The organism is Streptomyces sp. NBC_00859 (assembly GCF_045161865.1).
Classification (GTDB): domain Bacteria; phylum Actinomycetota; class Actinomycetes; order Streptomycetales; family Streptomycetaceae; genus Streptomyces.
The window spans coordinates 7,187,816-7,205,961 of record NZ_CP108826.1 but is presented as its reverse complement, the minus strand read 5'-3'; the positions used below and the strand labels follow the sequence as shown (position 1 = coordinate 7,205,961).

At 70.7% G+C, this 18,146-nt stretch carries 19 protein-coding genes; 8 read left to right on the top strand and 11 right to left on the bottom strand.

Translation table 11 applies throughout. The annotated features are described in order from the left end of the window. The first annotated feature begins 1 nt into the window (after nucleotide 1). A complete protein-coding gene (locus OG584_RS31740) occupies nucleotides 2–787 on the top strand; it encodes a VOC family protein (protein ID WP_405784388.1) in 786 nt (261 codons plus the stop codon). A 112-nt stretch (nucleotides 788–899) separates the two neighbouring features. Here OG584_RS31740 and OG584_RS31735 read toward each other — a convergent pair whose 3' ends face one another. From OG584_RS31735 to OG584_RS31725, 3 genes are all read right to left on the bottom strand, one after another. Further along, nucleotides 900–1,520, bottom strand: coding sequence for a GNAT family N-acetyltransferase (locus OG584_RS31735; protein ID WP_405782973.1), 621 nt, complete (start codon nucleotides 1,518–1,520; stop codon nucleotides 900–902). 611 nt (nucleotides 1,521–2,131) lie between these two features. Further along, nucleotides 2,132–2,884 (bottom strand): response regulator, encoded by a 753-nt coding sequence (locus OG584_RS31730; protein WP_405782972.1) that lies wholly within the window; start codon nucleotides 2,882–2,884, stop codon nucleotides 2,132–2,134. Continuing rightward, nucleotides 2,881–4,113: a sensor histidine kinase gene (locus tag OG584_RS31725; protein WP_405782970.1), complete on the bottom strand. Its 1,233-nt coding sequence runs from the start codon at nucleotides 4,111–4,113 to the stop codon at nucleotides 2,881–2,883. The genes OG584_RS31730 and OG584_RS31725 overlap by 4 nt, the downstream gene beginning before the upstream one ends. 185 nt (nucleotides 4,114–4,298) lie before the next feature. Between OG584_RS31725 and OG584_RS31720 the strand changes: the two genes are divergently transcribed. Both OG584_RS31720 and OG584_RS31715 read left to right on the top strand, forming a co-directional pair. Then, nucleotides 4,299–4,805: a CcdC protein domain-containing protein gene (locus OG584_RS31720; RefSeq protein ID WP_405782968.1), complete on the top strand. Its 507-nt coding sequence runs from the start codon at nucleotides 4,299–4,301 to the stop codon at nucleotides 4,803–4,805. Between the two features lie 164 nt (nucleotides 4,806–4,969). Further along, nucleotides 4,970–5,662 carry a TMEM175 family protein gene (locus OG584_RS31715; protein ID WP_405782967.1) on the top strand — a complete coding sequence of 231 codons (693 nt, stop codon included), beginning with the start codon at nucleotides 4,970–4,972 and terminating at the stop codon, nucleotides 5,660–5,662. Between the two features lie 403 nt (nucleotides 5,663–6,065). Here OG584_RS31715 and OG584_RS31710 read toward each other — a convergent pair whose 3' ends face one another. From OG584_RS31710 to OG584_RS31690, 5 genes are all read right to left on the bottom strand, one after another. Beyond that, nucleotides 6,066–7,154, bottom strand: coding sequence for a mandelate racemase/muconate lactonizing enzyme family protein (locus tag OG584_RS31710; protein WP_405782965.1), 1,089 nt, complete (start codon nucleotides 7,152–7,154; stop codon nucleotides 6,066–6,068). 63 nt (nucleotides 7,155–7,217) lie between these two features. After that, nucleotides 7,218–7,847: a lactate utilization protein C gene (locus tag OG584_RS31705; RefSeq protein WP_405782963.1), complete on the bottom strand. Its 630-nt coding sequence runs from the start codon at nucleotides 7,845–7,847 to the stop codon at nucleotides 7,218–7,220. After that, nucleotides 7,844–9,262, bottom strand: a complete 1,419-nt coding sequence (locus OG584_RS31700) for a LutB/LldF family L-lactate oxidation iron-sulfur protein (RefSeq protein ID WP_405782962.1) — start codon at nucleotides 9,260–9,262, stop codon at nucleotides 7,844–7,846. The genes OG584_RS31705 and OG584_RS31700 overlap by 4 nt, the downstream gene beginning before the upstream one ends. Further along, entirely contained in the window at nucleotides 9,259–10,014 is a 756-nt protein-coding gene (locus tag OG584_RS31695) for a (Fe-S)-binding protein (protein WP_405782960.1), read from the bottom strand. Before OG584_RS31695 ends, OG584_RS31700 begins: the two co-directional genes overlap by 4 nt. Nucleotides 10,015–10,061: 47 nt before the next feature. After that, entirely contained in the window at nucleotides 10,062–11,489 is a 1,428-nt protein-coding gene (locus OG584_RS31690; RefSeq protein ID WP_405782959.1) for a sugar porter family MFS transporter, read from the bottom strand. Between the two features lie 282 nt (nucleotides 11,490–11,771). On the opposite strand from OG584_RS31690, the gene OG584_RS31685 reads away from it, so the two are divergent. From OG584_RS31685 to OG584_RS31675, 3 genes are all read left to right on the top strand, one after another. Beyond that, nucleotides 11,772–12,635: a fumarylacetoacetate hydrolase family protein gene (locus OG584_RS31685; RefSeq protein WP_405782957.1), complete on the top strand. Its 864-nt coding sequence runs from the start codon at nucleotides 11,772–11,774 to the stop codon at nucleotides 12,633–12,635. Beyond that, on the top strand, nucleotides 12,635–12,958 hold the full coding sequence (locus OG584_RS31680) for an L-rhamnose mutarotase (protein ID WP_405782956.1): 324 nt from the start codon (nucleotides 12,635–12,637) through the stop codon (nucleotides 12,956–12,958). Before OG584_RS31685 ends, OG584_RS31680 begins: the two co-directional genes overlap by 1 nt. 126 nt (nucleotides 12,959–13,084) lie before the next feature. Further along, nucleotides 13,085–13,765 (top strand): GntR family transcriptional regulator, encoded by a 681-nt coding sequence (locus OG584_RS31675; RefSeq protein WP_405782954.1) that lies wholly within the window; start codon nucleotides 13,085–13,087, stop codon nucleotides 13,763–13,765. Nucleotides 13,766–13,803: 38 nt separating this feature from the next. Here OG584_RS31675 and OG584_RS31670 read toward each other — a convergent pair whose 3' ends face one another. From OG584_RS31670 to OG584_RS31660, 3 genes are read right to left on the bottom strand one after another with little or no spacing between them, the layout of a single operon-like run. Continuing rightward, nucleotides 13,804–14,511 (bottom strand): class I SAM-dependent methyltransferase, encoded by a 708-nt coding sequence (locus tag OG584_RS31670; RefSeq protein ID WP_405782952.1) that lies wholly within the window; start codon nucleotides 14,509–14,511, stop codon nucleotides 13,804–13,806. Next, the gene (locus OG584_RS31665) at nucleotides 14,508–15,197 is read right to left on the bottom strand and encodes a DUF2064 domain-containing protein (protein WP_405782950.1); all 690 of its coding nucleotides are present in this window, start codon (nucleotides 15,195–15,197) and stop codon (nucleotides 14,508–14,510) included. The genes OG584_RS31670 and OG584_RS31665 overlap by 4 nt, the downstream gene beginning before the upstream one ends. Then, nucleotides 15,194–15,907, bottom strand: coding sequence for a glycosyltransferase family 2 protein (locus tag OG584_RS31660; RefSeq protein ID WP_405784386.1), 714 nt, complete (start codon nucleotides 15,905–15,907; stop codon nucleotides 15,194–15,196). Before OG584_RS31660 ends, OG584_RS31665 begins: the two co-directional genes overlap by 4 nt. Nucleotides 15,908–16,038: 131 nt before the next feature. Here OG584_RS31660 and OG584_RS31655 point away from each other — a divergent pair, with 131 nt between their 5' ends. Both OG584_RS31655 and OG584_RS31650 read left to right on the top strand, forming a co-directional pair. Beyond that, on the top strand, nucleotides 16,039–16,881 hold the full coding sequence (locus tag OG584_RS31655; protein ID WP_405782949.1) for a response regulator transcription factor: 843 nt from the start codon (nucleotides 16,039–16,041) through the stop codon (nucleotides 16,879–16,881). Then, nucleotides 16,878–17,990, top strand: a complete 1,113-nt coding sequence (locus tag OG584_RS31650) for a sensor histidine kinase (protein ID WP_405782947.1) — start codon at nucleotides 16,878–16,880, stop codon at nucleotides 17,988–17,990. Before OG584_RS31655 ends, OG584_RS31650 begins: the two co-directional genes overlap by 4 nt. Nucleotides 17,991–18,146 lie beyond the last annotated feature (156 nt).

The following is an 18,146-nucleotide window of genomic DNA, read 5'->3' as shown; positions in this document are numbered from 1 at the left end:
AATGAACGGCCCCTACAAGCCAGGCACCCCGTGCTGGCTCGACCTGATGGTCCCCGACCAGCAGGCGGCCATCGACTTCTACCGCGACCTGCTCGGCTGGCAGGGCGAGATCGGCCCCGCCGAGCAGGGCGGGTACGCCGTCTGCACCCTCAAGGGCAAGCCCGTCGCCGGAATCATGAAGGCGATGGCTCCGGACGGCAAGGTCCCCGACCCCATGCCGCCGGCGGTGTGGACCACGTATCTGGCCACCGACAGCATCGACGCCACCGCCAAGGCCGTCACGGATGCCCGGGGCACGGTCGTGACGGGTCCGATGGACGTCATGGAACTCGGGCGGATGGCCGTAGTCTCCGACCCGACAGGCGCCGTCTTCGGTCTGTGGGAGGCCGGTTCCTTCAGCGGTGCTGGGATCGTCAACGAGCAGGGCGCCCTCGTCTGGAACGAGCTGAGCACGGACGACATCCCCGCCGCTGTCGCCTTCTACTCGGCGGTCCTGCCCGTCACCACCGCCGCCACTGACATGCCGGGCGCCGCCGGGTACACGGAGTTCCGGGTGGCCGGCCGCCCGGTCGGCGGAATGAAGGACATGGCGAACCTGCCACCCGGCACACCCCCGAACTGGCTCCCGTACTTCCACGTCGACGACGTGGACAGTGTCCAGGCTGCCGCCGTCCGGGCCCAGGGCTCGGTCATGGCTCCGGCCTTCGACATGGTGGCGGGCCGGATGGCGGTCCTGGCCGACCCTCAGGGCGGCGTCTTCGCCGTGATCACGCCGGGGACACCGTAACCGGGCACGCACGAGTGTCTCCTTGACGGGCCGACCGGCTTCAAGGGCCGGCGGGGCGGCCGGCCACAGCGCCGGCCGCCCCGCCGGCGCCGCACTGGTACGGCCCCTGCCGTCAGCCCCGTGGCCACTGGTTCCAGGCGTGATGCAGAACGGCCGAGCGCACGGCGGCTACTGCTGTTCCCACTCTTCCTCGGTGATCTCGTACCGCACGCCTTCCGTGCTCGGAGCCCTCGATCATCTCCATGTCGGAGGGGGTGGGGATGGTGTCCACGAGCGTCATTCCGAGCTTCTCCATGATGTTGCGCGAGCCATGGTTCACGGACATCGTCTCGGCCCAGACCACGCGCACACCGATCTCCGTGAACGCCTTGCCCAGCAAGGCCCGCGAGCCCTCGGTGGCATAGCCCTCGCCCCAGGCCGCCTGCCGCAGCCGGTAGCCGAGTTCGACTTCGTCCAGCGGGCCCTGCGGCTCAGGGCGCAGGATGAACCAGCCGATGAACGCGCCGCCTTCCTTCTCGTGCGCCGCGAACAGGCCGAGGTCGCCACCCCACTTCTCGTAACCAGCGAGGATGTTCGGCAGGTAGCGCTCACGGACGACGTCCGGCGCGGTCGGACTGCCGCCGGTCAGGTAGCGCATCACAGCCGGGTCACTGTCCAGTTCGATCAGCAGATCCGCGTCATCGGCAGTGAAGCGGCGCAGGGCCAGGCGCTCGGTCTCCAGGTAGGTGTCCACGAGCCGATCATTCCGGAAGCATGTCGGGCAGGCCAACAACTTTCCTCGGCAACCCGGCGGTGCTGCCATGACGTCGCAGAAGGCAGAGTCGGGTGCGGACTGCCGCCGCCCGGTCAGCCCGCCGGACAGTCCAGGTACCTCCTCCCCCAAGGCCCTGAGGGCCAGGGGGACCCCCATCCTGGGCTTTTCGGCAACGCCGCGAGACGCGGTGCCGGCCCACGCGACCCGGAGAGGGCAGTGCAAAGGCCGCTTGAGAGCAAGGCCATGAAGTTACGGCCTTGGGGCTGGTGGCAAGGGGTGCCGATCTGGCTGAGTGGCAGACGTAGGAAGCGGAGCTCCGGTAGAACGACGTGTCGACCAAGACCCATCGTTCGAAAACTGGAGCTCCGCTGTCCGGTCAGTGTGTCATCACGCGTGAAATCACGGTAGCCAAGGGCCTGTTCGCCCCAGGTCATCTGGGGGAACTCACCCGGATCGTCCCGTTCGAGATGGTCGATGCGGTCCTTGCCGAGACCGCAAGAGCCTCAAAGCCGACCGGCACACCTATCAAGCCACCCACAGCATCAACATCTTGACACCGACCATCAGCCCGTAACTTCACGGCCTTGCCCTTAAGAGGGCATCTGATTTCGGTAGTTGGTGTTTGGCTGCGGATCTGGAAAACACTCCGGGAAACCCGAGATCGGAGAACGCACGCCGTCCGCACCGGTTCCGAAACCGTGGGCATGGGCCCAGGCGACGGCCTCCGCGCGGGTGCGGACCTGGAGCTTGGCGAACAGGTGGTTGATGTGGGTCTTGACTGTGGCCTCCCCCACCAGCAGGCGTCGGCCGATCGCGCCGTTCGACAGCCCTTGGGCGAGTAGCCGCAGCACGTCGGACTCGCGCGGGGTCAGCAGGTCCTGCGACGGTTCGGCCCGCCGCCGTTCGGTCGTATGGTCGGCGCCGCGCATGGCGGCGGCCAGGAGCCGTTCCTGGACGATCGGGTCCAATGTGGTGTGCCGGGCGAGCGCGGCCTCGATCGCGCGGACGATCTCGGCCTTGCCGGCGTCCTTGGTCAGGTAGGCGCGGGCGCCTGCCTGCAGGGCGTCGAGAATCAGCTGATCGTCCGCCATGGTGGTCAGCACCACGACGGCCACGTCCGGGTGCGCCGTCACGATCCGGCGGGTGGCCTCCACGCCGTCCATCCCCGGCATGCTCAGGTCCATCAGCACCGCGTCCGGGCTCGTTTCGGCGACCCGGGCGACGGCCTCCTCGCCGTTGGCAGCCCCGGCGACGACGTCTATGCCGGGCATCATGTCCATGAGAGTCATCAGGCCTTCGCGGACCACCTGCTGATCGTCGACGACTACGACCCGAGTACTCATGCGGGCACCTCTGCCTGCACGCGCCACCCCTCCGGGGTGGGGCCGACCGTCAGGTCGCCGCCGACCAGCAGCAGCCGCTCTCGCATGCCGGCCAGACCGTAGCCGCCGTCCATCCCCGCCACTCGGGGCCGTGGGCCGGCCTCGCCGCCACCGGAGCCGGCGGGTCCGGACAGCGCGGTCAGCCTCACCTGGTCCTCTTCGTAGTCCAAAGTGGCGGTCAGCTCCTGTCCGCGGGCGTGCTTGGCGGCGTTCGCCAGGGACTCCTGGGCGACTCTCAGCAACGCTAGCCCGACGTCCGGTTCGAGCGCGCGCGGGGTGCCGACCAGTGTGAAGGTCGCGGGCGCGCCGGAGGCGGTGCGGTGGTCGTGGACCAGCGCGGTGAGGGCCTCCGGCAGGGGCGGGGTGTCCGCACGCAGGACCGCGATCGCGCGGCGGGTCTCGGTCAGTCCGTCGACGGCGATCCGGCGGGCGTTGCGGACCCGCTCGACCGCCTCTTCGGTGCGCGGCGGATCCGCGGTGAGCAGCGAGTCGGTCACGTCCAACTGCACCGCCAGGGCACCCAGCGACTGCGCCAGGACGTCGTGGATCTCCCGGGCGACCCGGGTCCGCTCGGCCAGCGCCGCGGCCCGCTGCTCCTCCTCGTGCACACGCCGGGTCTGCAGCAGCAGTTCCTCCGCCTGTGCGTGCTGAGTCCCGATGCTGCGCCGGGTCGCGCCGGCGAGCTGACAGGCCAGCAGGGCGGCGATCCAGGCGGCGACGCGCGCCCATGCCTGCCCCGGAAAGCCGGCCACGATCCCGCCGATCGCCAGCGCAAGGACGCCAGCCGCCAGCACGGCCGCGCTGACCAGCGTGGACAGGATCGCTCCGGACGACACCGCCGCCATACCGACGATTGCCGTGGCCAGCACGGCCTTGGGTTCGAGGGTGACCAGGAGGTTGCCGCAGATCATTGCGACGCCCAGGATCGGCACGGCCAACGCCTCGGGCACCGGAGATTCCGCACGGAAGCCAGCCGCGCACCACAGCGCCCAGGCGCCGCTCATCAGCACCACCAGCTCCCAGGTGGTGGCGGACCAGTCAAGCCCGTCCGAGAACGGCAGGCCGACCAGCACCAGGGCCAACCCGAGCACCCGGGGCAGCACATGCTGCCAGAGGTCGGCACGCGGCAGGATCGGTCGCGGTGGCACGGGCGGCGCCGACGACGGCTTGCCTTCGGTGGTAACGACCATGGTTTCAGCTTGGCATGTACTTCCGCCCCGCAGCCGGGTGGGGGCCCGCCGGCAGGTGGAGGAGGGTGGAGAAGGGTGGAGATATCCGCGCTCCACCCTCCTCGGCTCCTCGGCCGACGCCCGGTCCGTGGCACAGGTCCGACGCTGAGTGGACAAGCCCTCCACTTCACCTACCGGCGGAAACCATGTCCACCTTGCAGAGCGCTGTCCTCATCAACGTCGTCGTGCTGCTCACGACCCTGCACGCCGACCTCGGCACCAAGGCGGTGAGCCGCGGACGCCTGCTCCGCCCGCTGATCGTCGCGGTGATCATCGTCCCCGTGTTCGTCCACACCTTCTTCGACAACGGGATCGGCCTGGCCATCGAAATCTGCGGCCTCGCGGCCGGCGTGCTGTTCGGGCTGGTCGCCGTCAGCCAGGTCCAGCTCTTCCGGGAGCCGGACGGCCAGGTCGTCGCCCGGGCCGGCCGCAGCTACGCAGTGCTGTGGATCGGCCTGATTGTCGCCCGCTCGGTGTTCTCCATCGGCGCCACCTACTGGTACAAGTCCGAGCTGGGCCGCTTCTTCTTCCGGCACGGCGCCCCGCCTCAGGACATCGCCTCGATCGTCACTAACGGGCTAGTGTTCATGGCCATCGCCGCGCTGCTCACCCGCTCGGGAGCACTGGCAGTGCGCGCTTCCGGGCAGCCCTGAGACCCGCCTGCCCAGTGGGCAGCGGCTGCTTCGTGCTCGAACTCGAATCCGTTTACCCAACAGCCCCTGTACAGCCAGATATTGGGGTCCGCCCTGGTCGTGGGAGCCGCCGCAGCCGGCAGACCCCGGCCCGACGGACCGGACAGAAGGAAGGTGCCACACGCATGAGTACCAGCGACGCCGTCGACCAAACCGGCACGGGAGCATACGACCCGGCTCAGCCGCCGGTTCCCGCGCCGGGCAGGAGCGAAGGGGGTGCCTCGGGCGAACGGCTGGTGTTGTTCACCGACGCGGTGACCGCGATCTCGATCACTTTGCTGATCCTGCCGCTGATCGACCTCGTCCCGGAGGCCGTGTCCAACCACCAGCAGGCCAGCGAGGTGTTCACCGGTCACCTCGACCAGATCTGGAGCTTCCTGCTCAGCTTCGCAGTCATCGCAAACATCTGGCGGGAGCACCACCGGACCTTCTCGTCGGTCGCGAGGGTCACCCGCTCTTTGATGGTGTGGAACATGGGATGGCTACTGTCCGTCGTCGTGCTACCCCTGCCGACGGAGATGATCGGTGCCTTCGGCCGTAACCGGTTCGTGGCCGCGTTCTACTACACGGCTCTCCTGGCGAGCATGGTGTGCCGGCTAGCGATGCTGAGGATCCTGAAAACCACCCCGGGACTGCTCGACGAGGACGGTCAGGAACCGGGCAAGCTCCAGGAGTCCTACACCGAGAGCTATGTCAACGTCCTGCTTCTGGTCCTGGCTCTTGTCCTCGCCCTCGCCGCACCCGTGCTGCAGTACTACAGCCTGCTGCTGCTCGTCCTGCCCAGGCGGGCGTTCCTTCGGGGCCGGCGCGACCGCTGACCCGCACGCGGGCCGTGCGGCAACCGCATGGACACGGCCCCTCGCCGACGACCTCGTCTACTTCCTCAAGCAGGTAGAGGCGTACGAGAAGAAGGCGGCCGCGGCCCACCAGGTCCTGAACGAGCGGATGGAGCAGGAGCGGGCGCGCGACGGACCGTCCCTGTGCGTGCGGGCTGCACTGGAAATACCCTCGGGCATGTGACCCCCCTATGGGGTCCTTGCACTATGAGCGCCCGATGAGGTCGCGTGGGCTGGTGCCGTGTATCGCAAGGCGCCGGGGAGTCCAGGATGGGGTCCCCTCTGGCCTTCAGTGCCTTGCCGGAGGAGCTACCTGGACTTTTCGGCGACGCCGCGAGACGCGGTGCCGGCCCACGCGACCCGGGCGGGCACAGTGCAAGGACCCCTAAGCCACCCGCAGGTCCGCGATGGCGTCCTCGTCCCACTCGATGCCGAGACCGGGTGTCTCGGGCGGGACCACGCAGCCGTCCTCGATGACCAGCGCGCTGCGGGTGATCGCACCGAGCTGCGGGATGTGTTCCACGTACATCCCGGCGGGGACGGCGCAGGCGAGACTCGCGTGCAGCTCCATCAGGAAGTGCGGAGCCACTTGCACGTTGCAGGCCTCGGCAGCGTGCGCGACCTTCAGCCACGGGGTGATGCCACCGACGCGCGCGACGTCGGCCTGGACTATCCCGGCGGCGCCTGCCGACAGGTACTCCGCGAAGTGGCCGACGCTGTACACCGATTCACCGACAGCGACCGGCACCGTGGTCGACCGGGCGAGTCTGCGGTGGCCCGCGACGTCCTCGGCGGGCAGTGGCTCCTCGAACCACGCGATGTCGAGGGGCTCGAAGGTACGGGCCCTGCGGATCGCTTCCGCCCCGGTCAGCGACTGGTTGGCGTCGACCATGATCTGGAAGGCGGGCCCGGTCGCCTCGCGGACAGCTGTGAGGCGTTCCGCGTCCTCGACGGCGGAGGGCTTGCCGACCTTCAGTTTGGCGCCGCGCAGCCCCGACGCCTGCGCCGCCGAGACGTTCTCCACCAGCTCCTCGGTGCTCAGGTGCAGCCAGCCGCCCTCGGTGTCGTACACGGGAAGCCGCTCGTGCGCACCGCCCGCCAGCCGCCAGAGCGGCTCCCCCGCGCGCAGACATCGCAGGTCCCACAGGGCCGTGTCGACCGCGGCCAGAGCCAGTGAGGTGAGGAGCCCGAAGGCGGTGGCCCTGGTCGCTGCGAGCATCCGGGCCCAGACCGCCTCGACATTGCGTGCGTCGGCGCCCAGCAGGGTGGCGGCCAGGTGGTCGCGGAGAAGCGCCAGGACGGAACTGCCGCCGGTGCCGATCGTGTAGGAGTACCCGGTGCCGCGCAGCCCGTCGTCGGTCTCGACGGTGACGAGAATGGTCTCCTGGCGGACAAAGGTCTGGGTGGCGTCGGTGCGCAGCGTCTCGGGCTCGATGAAGACGAGCCTGCAGTCGACGCTCTTGATGATGCTCATGGGTGTCGTCTCTCGTTCATGTGGTCTCTCGTGCGTGTGGCCGCTCGCTCTCCGGGTCCCTCGTCACTCCTCGACGAGGACGACTTCGAGCGTGCGGGGGCCGTGCACCCCCTCGACCCGGTCGAGTTCGATGTCGCTGGTGGCCGAAGGACCCGAGATCCAGGTGAGCGAGCGTGCCGGGTCGAGTCGCGGCAGCGCCTGCGGCACCGATGCGACCACCTGGCCGGGGGCGCGTACGACACAGATGTGGTGGTCGGGGACGAGGGTGATCCGGCGGCGCCCCTGGTCCGCGCCGCCGTCCAGGACGAGGGTGCCGGTCTCGGCGATGGCGACCGCGCAACCGGTGACCACGCTGTCCACCGCGTCCAGTTCCTGCGCGGTCGCCGAAGACGTGTCGTCGACCCGGGCAGCACCTGAAAGCGCCAGCCACCCGGCGGGCAGCCCGGACGGTGCCAGCACCGTGGTGGCCCCGCGCTCGGCCAGCAGCCGGGCGAGCAGCGCGGGCAGCCCGTCGGGGCGGGTCCGGTGCACCAGGGCGCGGTAGTCGGCCAGGTTCTCGTGAAGGAGGTCCAGGACGGCCGCCGGGTCGTCGGCGGTATGGGTCGTGAGGTAGTCGCGGGTGACCTCGGGCGCCTCCGGCGCGTCGGCGACCGCGGCACGTACGCGGGCGAGGATCTGGTCACGTGAGCTCATGTGCGGTTCTTCTTCCACCAGTCGCGGAACGGTTCGGGCGGCAGCTCGGGCAGATCGCGGCTGTCGGTCCACGCTGCCGCGCCCGGCAGCCGCTTCGGGTGCAGCCGGCGGGTCTTCGATGCCGCTCGCTCACCAGCGGCGAGCGCGGCGGGATGGTCGAGCACCCAGCCGGCCGCCTTCATCGCCGCCTTCTCCAGCCGGTGGCCCCGGCCGCCCTGGCCGGCGACCCGCTCGCGGAGGTGGACGAGAACCTCGGGGATGTCGATGGCCACCGGGCACACGTCGTAGCAGGCACCGCAGAGCGATGAGGCGTACGGCAGCGAGGCGTCGATCTCGCTCTCCGTGCCGCGGAGTTGCGGGCTGAGGATGGCGCCGATGGGGCCCGGGTAGACCGAGCCGTAGGCGTGGCCGCCCGCCCGTTCGTAGACGGGGCAGACATTGAGGCAGGCGGAGCAGCGGATGCAGCGCAGCGCCTGACGGCCGACCTCGTCGGCCAGGGTGGCGGTACGGCCGTTGTCGAGCAGCACCAGGTGGAAGTCGCGCGGACCGTCGGCGTCGGTGGTGCCGGTCCAGGTGCTGGTGTACGGGTTCATCCGCTCAGCCGTGGACGAGCGGGGCAGGGTCTGCAGGAAGACCTCCAGGTCCCGCCAGGTGGGCACGGTCTTCTCGATGCCCACCACCGAGATGAGCGTCTCGGGAAGGGTCAGGCACATCCGGCCGTTGCCCTCGGACTCGACCACCACCAGGGTGCCGGTCTCGGCGACCATGAAGTTGGCACCCGAGATACCGACCTTGGCCCGCAGGAACTTCTCCCGGAGGTGCAGCCTGGCGGCCTCGGCGAGTTCGGCCGGCGCATCGGTCAGCCCCTCGGGCGCCGGCCGCCCCCATTCGCTCATCGTGCGGGCGAAGATCTCCCGGATCTCGCCCCGGTTGCGGTGGATGGCCGGGACCAGGATGTGGCTGGGCCGGTCCTCGCCCAACTGCACGATCAGCTCCGCGAGATCGGTCTCGTAGGCGGCGATCCCCTCGGCCTCCAGGGCCTCGTTGAGACCGATCTCCTGCGTCGCCATCGACTTGACCTTGACGACCTCGCGCTCTCCGGTCGCCTTCACCAGAGCGGCGACGATCCGGTTCGCCTCATCGGCGTCGGCGGCCCAGTGGACAGTGCCCCCGGCGGCAGTGACGGACTCCTCCAGCTGCACCAGGTAGTCGTCCAGATGGCGCAGCGTCCGGTCCTTGATCTGCTTGCCCGCCTCCCGCAGCTGTGCCCAGTCGGCGAGTTCGGCGACCGCCTTCGCCCGCTTGTCGCGAATGGTGTGGGTGGCGTGCCGGAGGTTCCCGCGCAGGGTCTCGTTGTGCACGGCTTCCCCGGCCGCCACGGGGAAGGACGGCATCCCGAGGTACGTACCGCTCATGTGTGGGGCTCCTCTTCGGTGCTCGCCAGGATCTCGGCCAGGTGGAGCGCCCGCAGGGGCGCGTCCTGGCGGCGCATGATGCCACCGATGTGCATCAGGCAGGAGTTGTCGGCTCCGCACAGCACATCGGCGCCGGTCGACACCGCGTTGCGTACCTTGTCCGCGCCCATCGCGGCCGACACGTCCGCGTTCTTCACCGCGAACGTTCCCCCGAAGCCACAGCACTCCTCTGCTCCCTCCAGCTCACGGAGTTCCAGCCCCCGCACCGCTGCAAGCAGGCGCCGCGGCCGGTCCCCGAGACCCAGCATCCGCAGCCCGTGGCAGGACGGGTGGTACGCCACCGTGTGGGGGAAATAGGCCCCGACGTCCACCACCCCCAGTACGTCCACCAGGAATTCCGTCAGCTCGTACGTCTTCGGCACGGATCGGGCCGCGGCATCCGCGAGGGCGTGGCCCCGGTTCTCCGCGGCCGCCTTGCGGCCGATCCGCGGATAGTTGTCGCGGACCATCGCCGCACAGGAACCGGACGGCGTGACCACGTAGTCGTAGGCGGCGAACTCCCTGTCGAAGCGCCGGACCAGGGGTTCGGTCTCCCGCCGGTAGCCCGTGTTGAACTGCGGCTGCCCGCAGCAGGTCTGTCCGGCGGGAAAGCCGACCTCCACCCCCAGCCGCTCCAGCAGTTTCACGACGGCGATGCCGGTCCGTGGATACAACGCGTCATTCACACACGTCACGAAGAGTCCTACCCGCATGTGTCCTTCTCGGGGTCGTCCACGGCTCGGTGCCGCGGCGGATGTGGTCAGGCGGTGGACGGGGCGGTGGACGGCGCCGCGTCCTTGCGCCGCCACTCCGCCTCGATCTCCTCCAGCGACCGGTTGGCTGTCTCGGGCACCCGGGTCAGGACGAACGCGAGCCCCAGTGCGGAGATCACCGCGTAGATACCGAAGACCCAGAAGCCGATCGCATCGAGGATGTCAGGAAAGGTCAGCGAGAAGAGGAAGTTGAACAGGTACTGGGTGAACGTGACGACTCCCATGCCGAGAGCACGGGCGCGCAGCGGCAGAATCTCGGGGATGTAGAGCCAGAACACCGGCCCGAGCCCGAAGCCGAAGGCGAATGTGAAGACGAAGACACAGATGACGTCGAGACCGGAGGTGTGCGGGAACAGCGCCAGCACGACCAGCGGGAGCACCTGGCCGCCCAGGCTCCAGGCGAGCATCCTGACCCGGCCGAGCCGGTCTATCAGCGGCAGCGATATCGCGGTGGAGATCACCAGGGCGCCGCCGACGCTGTAGTTGGCGATGATGCCGGTGTCGCCGGAGTGCCCGGTGGCGCCGGCGAAGACGGTCGGCGCGTAGTAGACGACCGCGTTGATCCCGGTGAACACCTGGAAGAAGGTCAGGACCAGCCCGATCCTCAGAGCCGGGCGGTAGCGGTGCAGCAGTTCCCGCAGACCGGCCTCCTGCATCCCGAGGCTCTCCTGGATCTCGGCCGCCTCCGCGTCCGCCTCCGCGCGCGACGACCGCAGCCGCATCAGCACCGCGTGGGCCTCGGCCTCCCGGCCGCGCAGGCTCAGCCAGCGCGGGCTTGCCGGGCTGAGCACCATGCCGACGAGGAAGAGCAGCGCGGGCAGCGCCCCCAGGCCGAGCATCCACTCCCAGGCGCCCGCGCCCCGCAGGGCGTCGCCGGCACCGTAGGCGATCAGGATGCCGACGTTGACGCTGAGCTGGTAGAGCGCACTGATCAGTCCGCGTACCCGCTTCGGCGCCAGTTCGGTCAGATAAATCAGCCCGAACATATTGGCCAGACCCACGGCGAGGCCGAGGACGAAACGGGATACGAGCAGCATCGCGACGCTGGTGGACAGTGCGCAGCCGAGCGACCCCACGGCGAAGACGACCCCGGCGACGATCAGCAGATGCCTGCGGTCGAACCGCTTGGCCGCCATGGACCCCACGACGATCGACGGCAGCGCGCCGAGCAGGATCAGGCTGGTGACCAGGCCCTGTTCGGTGGACGAGAGGCCGAACCGGTCGGTGGCGAAGGGCAGTGCGGTGGCGATGGCTCCGGAGTCGTAGCCGTACAGCAGCCCCGCCATCCCGCCGAGCACGGCAACGGCTTTGACGAACCGGGGAAGCGGCGGGGTGGCCTCGTCGCCGCCTCCCGGTTCCGGCGCGCCTCGGGACTGCCGGCGCGCGGCAGGGACGGAGTGCGGGGAGTCAGCCATGGCGCCTCCAGAACGGCCGGATTTTTCCTATAGGAAATTCGAGGTCATCGGAGGTTAGCCATGCAGCCCCCGCGGGAGTCAACCCTCCGACCACGACTTTATGGCGCCAGGGACGCCGCAAGAGGGCAGGGGTTCACCCAGCGCCGCTTTCCCTATAGCTTTCGTGCCAATAACATCCGACCTCTTAGGGGTCCTTGCACTGTTTGCGCCCGATGAGGTCGCGTGGCCCGGCGGGTATGGCGCAAGGACCCCTGAGGGCTGAAACATGAGGAGGCTGCTGTCATGCAGCTCATGCGACTGGGTGATCCCGGCAGCGAACGCCCCGCCGTGCGCGAAGCCGGTGTTCTCTACGATCTCGGCACGCTGACCGAGGACATCGACGGGCGGTTCCTCGCCGCGGGCGGCGTCGCCCGGGTGCGGGAGGCCCTGCTGGCGGGCTCACTCACCGAGATCCAGGGAGCGGACCGGCTGCGGGTCGGCGCACCGGTGGCCCGGCCGGCCGCTGTCATCTGCGTCGGGCAGAACTACGCTGCCCACGCGGCGGAGTCGGGCAGCGAGCCGCCCACCGCACCGATCATTTTCTTCAAACACCCCAACACCGTGGTCGGCCCGTACGACGACGTCCTGATCCCGCCCGGTGCCACAACCGTGGACTGGGAGGTAGAACTGGCCGTCGTCATCGGACGCACCGCCCGCTATCTCGACTCCCCCCGGGCGGCCGCCGAGTGCATCGCCGGGTACGCGGTGTCCCACGACGTGTCGGAACGGACCTACCAGCTCGACGAGTCGGGCGGCCAGTGGTCGAAGGGCAAGTCGAGCGAGACCTTCAACCCGCTCGGCCCCTGGCTCGTACCGGCAGAGGATCTGCCCCACGGTCCGCAGGCCCTGAGACTCCGCAGCCGGGTCAACGGCGAACCACGCCAGGACTCCAGCACCGCGGACATGATTTTCGGGGCGCATGAGCTGGTGCGCCATCTCAGCCACTATCTGGTGCTGGAGCCGGGCGACATCATCAACACCGGTACCCCTGAGGGTGTCGCGCTCTCCGGCCGGTTCCCCTATCTCTCGGCCGGCGACGTGGTCGACCTCGAAATCGACGCACTGGGCGCTCAGCGTCAGACGGTACGAGCGGCGGTGGCGGCCTGATGCGGCGGATCGCGCAGGTGATCGGGGTCCGTCCGGAGAGACTGGCGGAATACCGCGAGCTGCACCGGGCCGTCCCGGAGCCCGTGCTCGCCCGGCTGCGGGCGAGCCATATCGCCAACTACTCCATCCATCTGCTCGGGGACCGGCTCTTCAGCTACTTCGAGTACCACGGCGACGACCTGGACGCGGATCTCGCGGCGATGGGACAGGACGAGGCCACCCGCACCTGGTGGGAGCTGACGGATCCCTGCCAGCAGAAGGTGCCGGAGGCGGCGCCCGAGGACTGGTGGGCCCCCATGGAGCAGGTCTTCCTCATGGAGTAGGCCTCCCGGGTACGCCGGGCGCCCGGCGCGTACGTTCGCGGATCGGGCGCCCGCCGACGATTCCTATAGAATCGACCGCCCGGGGTATTCACCGTATGCAGTCCGTGACGGGATCGAGGAGGCCGGATGCTGTCGGACGCTGGAGCACCGACGCCGCCGCGCCAGGTACTGGCCGACAGCGTCTACGAAGCCGTCAAAGCGATGGTCATGGACCACGAGATCAGGCCGGGCGCCCGTGTCGGCATCGAGGCCGTCGCCCGGACGCTCCAGGTCTCTCCGACACCGGTGCGCGAGGCACTGGCGCGGCTGGAGTCGGACGGGCTGGTCACCAAGCGGTCGCTCGCGGGATACCGGGCCACCGAACTCCTCACCCCGCAGGGCCTGGAAGAGCTCTTCGAGATGCGTCTGCTGCTTGAGCCGACGGCGGCGGCGCTGGCTGCCACGCACGCGGACGACGAGCAACTCGACGGCATCGAACGCCTTGTGGAGGAGATGCGCGACCGTCCGGGAGCAGGTGAACGGTATGCCGTCTACCGGGAGTTCGCAGCAGGCGACCAGCGCTTCCACGAGACGATCGCCCGCGCGGCCTGCCGCCCCCTGCTGGCGGACGCGGTGAGCAGGCTCCACTCTCACCTGCACATCTTCCGTCTCAGCAGCATCCAGGGGGCAGCCGAGCCGACCCTCGCCGAGCACGACCGCGTCCTGCGCGCCGTGCTGCGCCGCAGCCCCGAGCGTGCCGCGGAGGCGATGTCAGAACATCTGCAGCGCAGCATCGAGCGGCAGCGCAGCCGCCAGCAGCAGCGCTGACCCGGCGCCCCGGTCGGCTGCGCCGAGCACGGCCGGGCTCAGGGCAGCCGACCGGGCGCCGTCGTGGCGGAGTGCGCCTGGTGGCCGACGGTGCCGGTCCTGCGGAGCCCGACGAAGGAGCGGCCCTGTTCCTGCCACTGCCCGGCCGCGGCCCAGCCGGCCGCGCGCGCGTGAGCGAGCAGTGCGCGTACTCCCACGCGGGCCCACGGGAAGTCGGCCCCGGCGCCGCCCCTGCCGTCGTCGACCCGGACCCGTACCGACTCGTCGACATCGACCGGGTCGGCCTCGGCCAGCAACAGCCCACACGGCGCGGTGAGTTGAGCGGCGCGGGCCAGCAGGGCGCGCGGGTCGCCGCCGATGCCGATATTGCCGTCGATGAGCAGGGCAGTGTCCCAGCGCCCCTCCCCCGGCAGCCGGTCGAAGACGGAGCGGCACAGGGCGGGCGCTCCGGCACGTTCGGTGCGGGCGACGGCCGCCCGGCTGACATCGACACCGAGGGCCCGGTGGCCCAGCTCGGACAGGGCCGCGACCAGTCGGCCGGGTCCGCAGCCGATGTCCAGGACGGTCCCCTCGCAACGGGCGAGTACGGACATGTCGGCGCGGTCGGCGACCGCGCACCAGCGTTCCACGTCGAGCGGGAGCATCCAGCCGTCGGCGCGGCGGAGGAACAGCGGGCCGCGTCCGGTACGCAGCGCGTCGGTGTACGGATCGGCCTGCCAGCAGCGGGGCCGGACGGGCGCGCTCATCGCCGGGCCCCGGAGCGGTGGGAGCGTGCGCCGGGCTCGGCTGCGGGACCTGACTCCGGTACCGGTGCGGGCGCCAGGCCGGCGACGGCCGCCGCGAAGCGGCTGTGCGGGGCGGCAGCCGCCACCGCCCGTACGTCGTCCGCCGTGTCGACGTCACGCAGGGCCGGCAGATCCCGGACGGTGAGCCCCGCGCCGGTCAGCCTGGCCCGCTGCGCGGCGCCCGTCCCCGGTGTCGACATGGGAACACCGCGGAGCAGTTCGGGCCGGGGTTCCGCGAGTCCCAGTGCCCAGAACCCGCCGTCGTCGGCCGGCCCGAACCAGGCGTCGCAGCCGCTCCAGCCGCCGGGCCCGAGTGCGGGAGCCAGCAGAGCGGGGGTGAGCTGCGGGGTGTCCATGCCGACCAGCAGCGCGGGCCCCGCACACAGGGCGAACGCCGCGGCGAGCCGTTCGTCGAGCCCTCCGCCGGACTGCGGGGCGACCTCGATGCCGCGCGGCAGCCACGGGCCCGGAACGCCGTCGAGCACCAGGATCCGGCGCCGGGCCGGACAGTCCAGGACCGCAGCCAGTGTGTCGCTGAGCGCGGCCTCGGCGATACGGGCCGCCTGCTGCGGGGTGTAGGGCGGGGTGAGCCGGGTCTTGACCCGGCCGGGGCGCGGTTCCTTGGCGATGACGAGCAGCGTGGTCATCGGACCACCCTTCCGGCGGGCACGGGGGCGTTCAGCACGGAGCGCATGTCGCCCACCGCCTGCCAGGTGCCACGCCAGGTCCCCGTGACCTTCGATTTGCCGGTCCGCGGCCGGTAGGGCACGTCCTGCTCGGTGATCCGCCACCCCGCGTCGGAGGCCCGTACGACCATCTCCAGCGGATAGCCACTGCGCCGGTCGGTCAGGCCGAGTCCCAGCAGCGCCTCCCTGCGGGCGGCGCGCATCGGTCCGAGATCGTGCAGACGCAGTCCCGTGCGGGTGTGCAGCATCCGGGAGAGCGCGTAGTTGCCCGCGCGGGCGTGCAGCGGCCAGGCGCCACGGCCGGTGGGCCGCCTGCGTCCGAGCACGAGATCGGATTCCCCGTCCGCCACCCGGCGGACGAAGGCCGTCAGCAGCCCGGGGTCCAGCGATCCGTCGCAGTCGCAGAAACACACCACGTCCGCCGTCGCGGCGCGCAGACCCGCGTGGCAGGCGGCGCCGAAGCCGCGCCGGGGCTCGTGGACGACAGTGGCCCCGAGACCGGCGGCGATCGCCGCCGAACCGTCGGTGGAGCCGTTGTCGACGACGAGCCCGCGCCAGCCGTCCGGGATGCGCTCCAACACCCGGGGCAGTGCACCGGCTTCGTCGAGGCAGGGGAGGACCACGTCCACCGTGATGGGGGTCCGGGGGCTCAAGGTACTCAGCGGGATCAGGTCGGTCACGCCCTCACCGTACGAACCGAATGGGCCGGGACGGCTCTTTCACTCCTTACGAAACGCGGACGTCCGGACGTATCCACCCGTGCGACCGGCCGGTCGCCGCAGCACAGTGACACGCTGGGGTCATGCAGAACCCGCTCCCCGCCCTCCACCCGTCCTGCGTACTGGTCGTCGACGACGATCCCACCGTCTCCGAGGTCGTCGCCGGCTACCTCGTCCGTGCCGGGTACTGCGTGGACCTCGCCGCCGACGGCCCCGCCGCCCTGGAGTGCGCCGCGCGGCGCAGGCCCGATCTGGTGGTGCTCGATCTGATGCTGCCGGGCATGGACGGTCTGGAGGTGTGCCGGGTCCTGCGCGACAGCGGGCCGGTCCCGGTCATCATGCTGACCGCCCGCGGGGACGAGGACGACCGGATTCTCGGCCTCGAGATAGGCGCGGACGACTATGTGACCAAACCCTTCAGCCCACGGGAGCTGGTACTCCGCGTCGACTCGGTGCTGCGGCGCAGCCGCACGGGCGGAGACCGGCCGGGGCCGCTGCTGCACGCCGCGGGGCTCACGGTGGACCCCGCGGCCCGCCGGGCCGCCAAGGACGGGCGCGAGCTCGCCCTGACCCTGCGGGAGTTCGACCTGCTGGCCTATCTGATCAGGCACTCGGGAGAGGCCTGCGGGCGCGAGCAGCTGATGCACGAGGTGTGGGGCTGGGAGTTCGGCGATCTGTCGACGGTAACGGTCCACGTGCGCCGGCTCCGCGGCAAGATCGAGGACGATCCCGCGACCCCGAGGCTCATCCGGACCGTCTGGGGCGTCGGCTACCGGTTCGAGGCCGGACGGGAGGGATCGCACAGCACGAGCACGCCGGTGGAAGGCTCTGAGGTCCGGACCCTGAACACCGCGGGCAGCGACGCGCCGGACCGGTCCGGCGCGGCCGGCGGCGATTCGGCCGGGGACGGGGCGGGACTGCGATGAAGGACCTGGTGCTGATCGCCCTGTACGCGTTCCTCGGCGCCGCCGCGGCCGGGCTGATCGGAGCCGGCGCCCTGTGGCGGCTGCGCCACCGGTCGGTCGCCCTGTCGGTCACCGTCATCTCGGCCGTCGCGGTGACCGCGATGCTGGCGGGGACGCTGGCGGTGGCCAGGGCGATGTTCCTGTCGCCGCACGACCTCAAAGTGGTGACCCTGGTGGTGGCCATGGCGGCGGTGGTCTCGCTGGCGACCGCGCTGCTGCTCGGCCGCTGGGTCGTCGCGGGCAGCAGGGCGCTCACGCTGGCCGCGCGGTCCTTCGGGGACGGGGGTGACTTCGCCGTGCCCGGCGGGGCTCCCCCCGCCGAGCTGGCCGACCTGGGCAGGGAGCTGGCGGCGACGAGCGAGAAACTCGCCGTGTCGCGCCGCCGCGAACAGGCGCTGGAGACCTCCCGGCGTGAGCTGGTGGCGTGGATCTCGCACGATCTGCGGACACCGCTCGCCGGGCTGCGGGCGATGTCCGAGGCGCTGGAGGACGGGATGGCCACCGACCCCGAACGCTACTTCCGGCAGATCCGCACCGAGGTGGACCGGATGAACGCCATGGTCGGTGACCTGTTCGAGCTGTCCCGTATCCATGCGGGAGCGCTCACGCTGACGCCGATCCGGATGTCGGTGTACGACCTGGTGGGCGACGCACTGGCCGGAGCGGATCCGCTGGCCCGCGAGCACGGCGTCCGGCTGGAGGGAGGCGGCGTGAAGCCCCTGCCCGTCGAGGTGGACGGCAAGGAAATGACCAGGGTCCTGGCCAATCTGCTGGTCAACGCCATTCACCGGACACCGGCCGACGGTACGGTCGCGATCGCGGCCGAGCAGCGGGCAGGCTCCGTGGTCCTCTCGGTGACCGACGGCTGCGGGGGCATTCCCGAGGACGAACTCGCACGGGTCTTCGACACCGGCTGGCGCGGCAACGAGGCCCGGACTCCCCCGGCGGGCGCCGGCCTCGGCCTCGCCATCGTGCGTGGCATCGTGGAGGCACACGCCGGTCGGGCCGACGTGCGCAATGTGACCGGCGGCTGCTGCTTCGAGGTCACGCTGCCCGCGGCGCGCCCCTGAGGCCGCTCCCCGGCCTTCACCGGCCCGCGGTGCTCGCGCTTCGCGTATCCACGCCGGTAGGTCCGTACGGTGCGCCCTGGTCCCGTTCTGATGCCGTTTCAGCGTGCGAGGACCGACACCGGAGAAGCATCCCCATGAACGATTCGACCGCACCCG

What these genes read in the sequence shown, in the direction of transcription:
- OG584_RS31740 (WP_405784388.1), top strand. Translation starts at nt 2, where the DNA reads ATGAACGGCCCCTACAAGCCAGGCACCCCGTGCTGGCTCGACCTGATG.
- OG584_RS31730 (WP_405782972.1), bottom strand. Translation starts at nt 2,884, where the DNA reads ATGAGTACTCGGGTCGTAGTCGTCGACGATCAGCAGGTGGTCCGCGAA.
- OG584_RS31725 (WP_405782970.1), bottom strand. Translation starts at nt 4,113, where the DNA reads ATGGTCGTTACCACCGAAGGCAAGCCGTCGTCGGCGCCGCCCGTGCCA.
- OG584_RS31720 (WP_405782968.1), top strand. Translation starts at nt 4,299, where the DNA reads ATGTCCACCTTGCAGAGCGCTGTCCTCATCAACGTCGTCGTGCTGCTC.
- OG584_RS31715 (WP_405782967.1), top strand. Translation starts at nt 4,970, where the DNA reads ATGAGTACCAGCGACGCCGTCGACCAAACCGGCACGGGAGCATACGAC.
- OG584_RS31710 (WP_405782965.1), bottom strand. Translation starts at nt 7,154, where the DNA reads ATGAGCATCATCAAGAGCGTCGACTGCAGGCTCGTCTTCATCGAGCCC.
- OG584_RS31705 (WP_405782963.1), bottom strand. Translation starts at nt 7,847, where the DNA reads ATGAGCTCACGTGACCAGATCCTCGCCCGCGTACGTGCCGCGGTCGCC.
- OG584_RS31700 (WP_405782962.1), bottom strand. Translation starts at nt 9,262, where the DNA reads ATGAGCGGTACGTACCTCGGGATGCCGTCCTTCCCCGTGGCGGCCGGG.
- OG584_RS31695 (WP_405782960.1), bottom strand. Translation starts at nt 10,014, where the DNA reads ATGCGGGTAGGACTCTTCGTGACGTGTGTGAATGACGCGTTGTATCCA.
- OG584_RS31690 (WP_405782959.1), bottom strand. Translation starts at nt 11,489, where the DNA reads ATGGCTGACTCCCCGCACTCCGTCCCTGCCGCGCGCCGGCAGTCCCGA.
- OG584_RS31685 (WP_405782957.1), top strand. Translation starts at nt 11,772, where the DNA reads ATGCAGCTCATGCGACTGGGTGATCCCGGCAGCGAACGCCCCGCCGTG.
- OG584_RS31680 (WP_405782956.1), top strand. Translation starts at nt 12,635, where the DNA reads ATGCGGCGGATCGCGCAGGTGATCGGGGTCCGTCCGGAGAGACTGGCG.
- OG584_RS31675 (WP_405782954.1), top strand. Translation starts at nt 13,085, where the DNA reads ATGCTGTCGGACGCTGGAGCACCGACGCCGCCGCGCCAGGTACTGGCC.
- OG584_RS31670 (WP_405782952.1), bottom strand. Translation starts at nt 14,511, where the DNA reads ATGAGCGCGCCCGTCCGGCCCCGCTGCTGGCAGGCCGATCCGTACACC.
- OG584_RS31665 (WP_405782950.1), bottom strand. Translation starts at nt 15,197, where the DNA reads ATGACCACGCTGCTCGTCATCGCCAAGGAACCGCGCCCCGGCCGGGTC.
- OG584_RS31655 (WP_405782949.1), top strand. Translation starts at nt 16,039, where the DNA reads ATGCAGAACCCGCTCCCCGCCCTCCACCCGTCCTGCGTACTGGTCGTC.
- OG584_RS31650 (WP_405782947.1), top strand. Translation starts at nt 16,878, where the DNA reads ATGAAGGACCTGGTGCTGATCGCCCTGTACGCGTTCCTCGGCGCCGCC.